General features: G+C 66.6%; 6 protein-coding genes. 2 read left to right on the top strand and 4 right to left on the bottom strand.

Annotation, left to right across the window (positions count from 1 at the left end; translation table 11 throughout):
• The 4 genes from BLS81_RS20240 to BLS81_RS20225 form a co-directional block, all read right to left on the bottom strand.
• A partial coding sequence (locus BLS81_RS20240; RefSeq protein ID WP_143023418.1) for a transposase occupies positions 1-217 on the bottom strand: 217 nt, incomplete at its 3' end.
• A gap of 368 nt (positions 218-585) precedes the next feature.
• Entirely contained in the window at positions 586-1,989 is a 1,404-nt protein-coding gene (locus BLS81_RS20235) for an efflux transporter outer membrane subunit (RefSeq protein ID WP_256326368.1), read from the bottom strand.
• Positions 1,986-3,164, bottom strand: coding sequence for an HlyD family secretion protein (locus tag BLS81_RS20230; RefSeq protein ID WP_093226604.1), 1,179 nt, complete (start codon positions 3,162-3,164; stop codon positions 1,986-1,988). Before BLS81_RS20230 ends, BLS81_RS20235 begins: the two co-directional genes overlap by 4 nt.
• Entirely contained in the window at positions 3,161-4,741 is a 1,581-nt protein-coding gene (locus BLS81_RS20225) for an MFS transporter (protein ID WP_176787287.1), read from the bottom strand. Before BLS81_RS20225 ends, BLS81_RS20230 begins: the two co-directional genes overlap by 4 nt.
• Before the next feature lie 252 nt (positions 4,742-4,993).
• Between BLS81_RS20225 and BLS81_RS20220 the strand changes: the two genes are divergently transcribed.
• On the top strand, positions 4,994-5,617 hold the full coding sequence (locus BLS81_RS20220) for a response regulator transcription factor (protein ID WP_256326367.1): 624 nt from the start codon (positions 4,994-4,996) through the stop codon (positions 5,615-5,617).
• A 74-nt stretch (positions 5,618-5,691) separates the two neighbouring features.
• Positions 5,692-6,452, top strand: a protein-coding gene (locus BLS81_RS20215; protein ID WP_218123172.1) for an IS5 family transposase whose coding sequence is annotated in 2 segments (ribosomal slippage) — positions 5,692-6,019 and positions 6,019-6,452 — 762 coding nt in all. Because the reading frame shifts where the segments join, the coding sequence is not laid out codon by codon here.
• Positions 6,453-6,468: the final 16 nt, after the last annotated feature.

Here is a 6,468-nt window from a genome sequence, read left to right as displayed (position 1 = left end):
CGGCTTCGCGCCAGTCGCGGAAGCGCCGGAACGCCGTGCTCCAGTTGCCGAACCGTTCCGGCAGATCGCGCCACGGGCTGCCCGTACGCGCAATCCACAATACCGCCTCCAAGAACAGCCGGTTATCCCTGCCGCTTCGCCCGGGGTCCGTTCGCTTGCCCAGGCAATGCGGTTCAATCTTCGCCCACTGGGCATCCGTCAGTACGTCTCGATCCATCCCACGCTTGAATCACATTCCAGCCATCCTGTGAATCCCCACGCACCCTAGAGTAGGCCGACGGAGGCGCTCCAGCTTCGTATAATCCGAATTCGCCGTTTCGGCGATGCCCGCCCGCCGGCGCATGCAACATCCACCGCAGGCTCTACCAGGCCGACCGCGACGGCTGGATCGACCTGTCGAGCTACCTCAACGACCTCGGCGACGACCTGCGAACGGTCTGCCAGGACACCCGGCGCCGGCGTCAGCGCACCATCCAGACCGAGACACGCTACCTGTCGGCCGAACACGCCATCAGCGTCGGGATCCTGGTCGCGGAACTGGTCTCGCCACCGAGGGCGGCCGGCGTCGAAGGCGGAGCAATCGCCTTAGCGCATCACGCCTCCGCCGAGGCTGCGGACAAGCGCCACGTCCAGGATGAAGCTCCGGGACTGGAGCGCGGCGGCGACACGGCGGCGAAGCAGGAGACGTTCCTCCACGATCAGCACGGATTGGTAGTCGGCCGCGCCTTCGGTGTAGCGGAGCTGCGCCAGTCGATAGGCGCGTTCGGTGGTCGTCAGAGCGCTATTCGCACCGGCGACTTCCTCCGTGAGCTGCCTGCTGCTGACCGTGACGTCGGCGACCTCGCGCAGCGCCTGCGTCAGCGTCTCGTCATAGGTCGCCACTGACAGATCGTAGTCCGCGCGTGCGCCGCGGTAGTTCGCGCGTCTGCGCCCACCGTCAAATATCGGCAGGCTGACCGCAGGTCCGGCTGTACCGATGTCGCTGCCGCTGTTGAGCAGGTTGCCGATACCGAGGGATTGTAAGCCGATCAGGCCGAGCAAGTTCACGTTTGGATAGAACTGTGCCTTGGCGACCTTAATCCGCTTGGCGGAAGCCTCTACCCGGGACCGCGCCGCGACAATGTCGGGACGCCGCCCCAGCAGATCGACGGACAGGTTGGCAGGCAGGCCGAATGCCTTGAGAGCCGGCGTCATCGGCCGCGCGATTGAGCGCCCGCGGTCCGACCCCGCGCCGAGAAGCGCGGCCAGCCGATTCCGCACGAGGCCGATCGCCTCGTCGGCCTGCGCCAGCTCGGAACGCGCCGCCGGCGGTCCAGCCTGGGCCTGCGCGAGATCGGAGTCGGAATCGAACCCGTGCTGCACCCGAGCGCTCACGAGCTCGAGCGACTTTTGCCGCACCTTGAGCGTCTCCTGAAGCACGTCGCGGTCGTTGTAGAGGCGGACGAGATCCGCATAGGTCGCGGCGATCGATGTCGAAACGACCAGCCGCGCCGCTGCGGCGTCTGCCCGCGCCGCCTCGGCATCCGAAGTCGCGGCCGCGAGCGCGGCCCGGTTCTTGCCCCAAAAGTCCAGCTCCCAGCTGAACCCGAGGCTCGCGCGACCGCTGTCGTGATAGCCCCGCCGCTCCGGCGTGACCGGTATCCCGTCATTGGTGCTGGGCTTGCTCACCGTAAGAGAGCCATCTGCAGAAACCGAAGGAAGGAGGGCCGCGTTCGCAACTCCCGCCAGCGCCTCCGCTCGGCGCAGGCGGGCCGATGCCTGGGCCATGGTGGGCGCATTCGAGAGCCCTTCTTCGATCAGCGAACTCAGTTGAGGGTCGCCATAGGCCGCCCACCAGTCGTCGATCGGCCAGGCCGCTCCGGCCGCCGAGAAGGTCTCCGCGCCGCGGTAGGTCGCGGGTGCCTTCACCTCGGGCGCCGGCCCAAGATGCGGCGGTGTGACGCAGCCCGCGAGCAGGCCAGCGACGGCCAAAGCGATCAGCGACCTCACGACGGCCTCCCGCAACGAAAGGAACCACCCACCAGCCACGATATCAGCCCGCCATGCGACCGGCCGTCCACGTGCGAGCCGATCTCGATGCGGGGCGTCGCCGACATTCCCGTCGCCAGCCTGTCGAGACCCGGCTGCTTCGGATCGATCAGGATGCGGACCGTGAACCGGCGGACGATCTTCGTGAAATTGCCGGTCGCGTTGTCGGGCGGGATGACCGCGAACTCCGAGCCGCTGGCACCAAAAGTGCCTTCGACGAAGCCGCAGAACGTCACGTCCGGGACGGCGTCGATGCCGACCTGAACCCGGTCGCCCGGCCGGATGCGCGCGAGCTGCGTCTCACGCAGGTTCGCTTCGATCCACAGCCCGGTGGTCGGCGTGATCGCAAGAAGACGCGTGCCAGTGTTGACGTATTCGCCCAGCCGCACGTTGCGCGCGGCCACGCGGCCCTCGCGCGGCGCGACGATCGCGGTCCGGCCGAGGTCGGCACGGGCGCGCATGAGCTTAGCCTCGGCGCTCTGCAGCTGCGCCTGCGCGGTGAGGCGCTGGGCGCTGAGCACGCCGAGCTGCTTGCGGGCGACGTCGGCTTGAGCGACGGTCTGGGTGACGGCTGACCGGGACCGCACGTTCTCCGCTTGCGCCGCCTCGAACAGCTGGCGACTGACCGCCCCCTGCCCGACCAAGGCGTTCGACCGCTCGAAGTCCGCGCCGCTGCGCACCGCACTTGCCTTCGCAGACGTCACGCTCGCGTCGGCCGCCCGGATCTGGGAATCCTGCAGCCGCTGCTGCGCGGCTATCTGACCGAGGGACGCCTTGGCCTGGGCGATCGCCGCCTCCGTGTCGGCGACCGCCGAGTTGTAGTCGGTCGAATCGATCCGTATCAGCACTTGTCCCGGCGAGACCTTCGCGTTGTTCTCCGTCAGGACGGCGGTCACATATCCCGGCACCTTCGGGGACACGAAAGTGACGTCGCCTTTCACATAGGCGTTGTCGGTCGAGACGAACGCCACGCTTCCCGGGCCATAGGCATACAGGCCCGCCACCGCGAGGATCGCGGCACCGCCGAGCAGCACGGCCGCGCCGACGCGCGCCCCCGCGCTCCAGGTCGTGGGCGCCGGCGCGGCGGGGGCGCCGCCCGCCACCGCTTCCGGGCGTGAAAGTGCGGTCGTGCTCATGCGGTCTTCCCCTTCGTTTCGGTCTTCCTGGAAGGAACCGGCTCCTCGGACGGCACAGCGGGCAGCGCCCAGACGAGAATCGTGCCCAAGCCGAGCGCGATCGCGGAGACGAAGAAGGCGTCGGAGAAGGCGAGTGTGAACGCCTGTCCACCGGATGCCCTGGCGAGTGCCGTCAGGGCCGCCGCCTGCGCATCGTCCGCATCGCCGCTAAACCGCGCGAAGGCACCGGTCGTCTGGGCAAGCCGCTGCGCTGTTTCGGGCGACGTCGCGCCGATCGCCTCGACGAGGATCGCGGAATGGAATTTCTCGCGCTCAACCACGAGGTGCGAGAGGATACCGAGGCCGGACACGATGCCGAAGACGCGGGTCAGATTGAAGATCATGCCGACGGTCGGGCCGTCCTGCATGGTCACCTGATAGGTGGCGAACCGGAGCACGGCGACGCTGAAGAAGCCCATGCCGAACCCGGCGACGGCCGCTCCCACGCGCAACTGATCGGCCGCCCAATCTGGGGTCAGCTGAACGCACAGCGCGGCTGCCGCTGCAAAGCTGGCCAGCCCGGCCGAAAGCAGCCAACGGCTGTCGAGACGACGACCCCAGAGATACGAGATCACCAGGGCGATCGTTGTGCTCGGCATCATGGCGAGAAGGACGGCCCCGGTGTCGATCGGGCGGTATCCCTGCACGCGCCCGAGATATGACGGCACGATGTAGACGGCGAACATCTGCCCGAAGCGGAAGAACACGGAGAGCACGATCCCCCAAGTGAACGTCGCCCGGCGGAACACCGACAGCAACAGCAGCGGCTTCTCCGTCCTCAGCATGCAGACGACCGCGAACCCCGCAATGACGCCGCCGCCGAGCAGCAGCGCCGGCACCCACCAGGCCTTCAACCAGAAGTGGCGCTCGCCTTCGGAGGCGGCGATGACGATCAGCGCGAGGCCGAGGGTGAGCAGCGTGAAGGCCGGCCAGTCCGCCCCCTTCAATACCTCGATCCGTCCCCTCTCCTGCGCCATGACCCGACGCGCGAGGAACCAGTAGGGAAGCGCCAGGATGGCCTGGGCCCAGAAGAGGCTCCGCCAGCCGAACGCATCGACGAGCGCCCCGCCGACCGTCGCCGCCAATCCGAAGAACAGGGAGGTCGACGTCGCGAAGAGCGCCATGCCCTCGAAGCGTCCCCTGCCCGGCATCAGCGTCGTCATCACGAGCAGCATGAACATCAGCGGCATCGCTCCGCCGAACACGCCGTGCAGCGTGCGCGCGAAGAGCATGACCGGCAGGTTCGGTGCCATCGCACACAGCGCAGAGCTGATTGCGAAGCCGGCGCCTATCACGGCCATCGCCCGTCCCCGTCCGACCCCGAACGCGAGCGCCGGGGTTGCGAGGATGCCGCCGATCGCACCGACGTTCTGGAAGGTGTTCACGAGGGCGGCGCTGTCGGCCGCGACGTGCAGCCCGCCGGATATGTCCGCGACGGAGTAAACGGCGACGAGAGGAAAGAGCGACCCGAGAACTGCGCCGTAGCCGGCCACGGCGAGCGCCGCGTAGGACGGTTTCTGTTCTGCGGCAGAGGACACGCACGTCTCCCGGATGGGCGTTCACGACACCCGGAGGATAGGGTCGAACAACTGCTTCGATTATCGGCCCAACCGGCAGGTCACTGGTGCCGATCAGCGAGGAATGCCTCACCTTTCGTATGATGGCTTCCGGCCGTCCGGCCGGTTAAGCTGCTCGCGAGAATGCCGGTCCTGGGTCCGGCTCGTTCGCCGTCAAAGCCGGAGGGGACGATGGAAGCGCAGTCGCCAAGCACCGAGCCGGTCGTCCACATCGTGGACGACGACGACGGCATTCGCGATGCGCTGGAGGATCTGTTCCTGTCCGTCGGCCTGCAGGCACGCAGCTACGCGACCGCGATCGACTTCCTCGACCGCGCGGACCCACTGCTACCCGGATGCCTCGTCAGCGACGTGCGGCTTCCTCAGCTCGGCGGATTGGAACTGCAGGAGCGTCTCGCGTCCCACGGCTTCCTGCTTCCCGTCGTCTTCATGAGCGGCTTCGCGGATATCCCAATGGCGGTTCGCGGCCTCAAGGGCGGAGCACGCGACTTCCTCCTTAAGCCGCTGCGCGATCAGGACGTGCTCGACGCGGCGAACGCGGCAATCGAGTTCGACCGACACTCACGGGTGCTCGCGGTCGAGGGCGGGAAGGCGCGTCTGCTGTTCGCCTCGCTTACGACACGCGAAAAGCAGGTCGCCTCGCTGATACTCGCCGGTCGCAAGAACCGGCAGGTGGCCGACGATATCGGACTGAGCGAGATCACGGTCAAGATCCACCGCAGCAACGCGATGCGCAAGCTTGGTGCCCACAACGTCCAGGATCTCGTCCGGATGGACCGGCTCCTGGATTTCGTCCTCAGCGGGGCAAACGTCCACGCCGAGACGCCGGAAGATTAGGGCGTGAACTCATAAAATTGGTTGAGCTGCTGGCATTCGCGTGATTCAGGCGCCCTTCGAAAACGGAGGGGCGTATGACGCGGCGTCGCTATGAACTGACGGACAAAGAATGGCAGATCATCGGGCCATTGCTGCCAAATAAGCCACGCGGAGTGCCTCGCGTTGATGATCGTCGCGTGCTGAACGGCATTTTGTGGCGGTTCCGTTCCGGCGCACCCTGGGCGGAGATTCCAGAACGCTACGGGCCGTCAACAACCTGTTACAATCGGTTCGTTCGCTGGCGCAAAGCTGGCGTTTGGGACCGGCTCCTGGCGGCAGTCTCTGCCGGGTTTAACGGCGAGTTGGTGATGATCGATTCCACCTGCATGCGCGTCCACCAACACGGTGCGACGGGCAAAAAAAGGGGGCCGGAGATCATGGCGTGGGACGTTCCCGGGGCGGCCTTACAACCAAGCTCCATGCTCTTGTCGACGCTGATGGACGTCCTGTCGACCTCCGGGTGACCGGTGGGCAGGTCCACGACGCTCGGGAAGCCGAGGCGTTGATCGAAGCCGCTCCCAAGGGAGCCACTCTGCTCGGCGATAAGGGTTACGATAGCGCCGCCATCCGCAAGGCTGCGCAGGCAAAAGACATCTGGGCCAATATTCCCAACCGTTCCAACCGCAAGCGGCGCTTCGCCTTCTCCTCCTACCTCTACCGCCAACGCAATCTCGTCGAGCGGTTCTTCAATAGGATCAAGCAGTTCCGTGGCATCGCCACCCGCTATGATAAGGATGCAGCCAACTTCCTAGCGGCCATCAAGCTCGTCTGCGTACGCCTCTGGTGCAACGCATAATGAGTCTGTGCCCTAG

The sequence above is a fragment of the Sphingomonas sp. NFR15 genome (assembly GCF_900103265.1).
GTDB classification, from domain to species: Bacteria; Pseudomonadota; Alphaproteobacteria; order Sphingomonadales; family Sphingomonadaceae; genus Sphingomonas; species Sphingomonas pollutisoli.
The sequence above is the reverse complement of the archived record's forward strand: the minus strand, read 5'-3'. Positions and strand labels throughout refer to the sequence as shown.

Excerpts from the sequence above, each read along its gene's own strand:
- BLS81_RS20230 (WP_093226604.1), bottom strand. The coding sequence starts at position 3,164 with ATGAGCACGACCGCACTTTCACGCCCGGAAGCGGTGGCGGGCGGCGCC.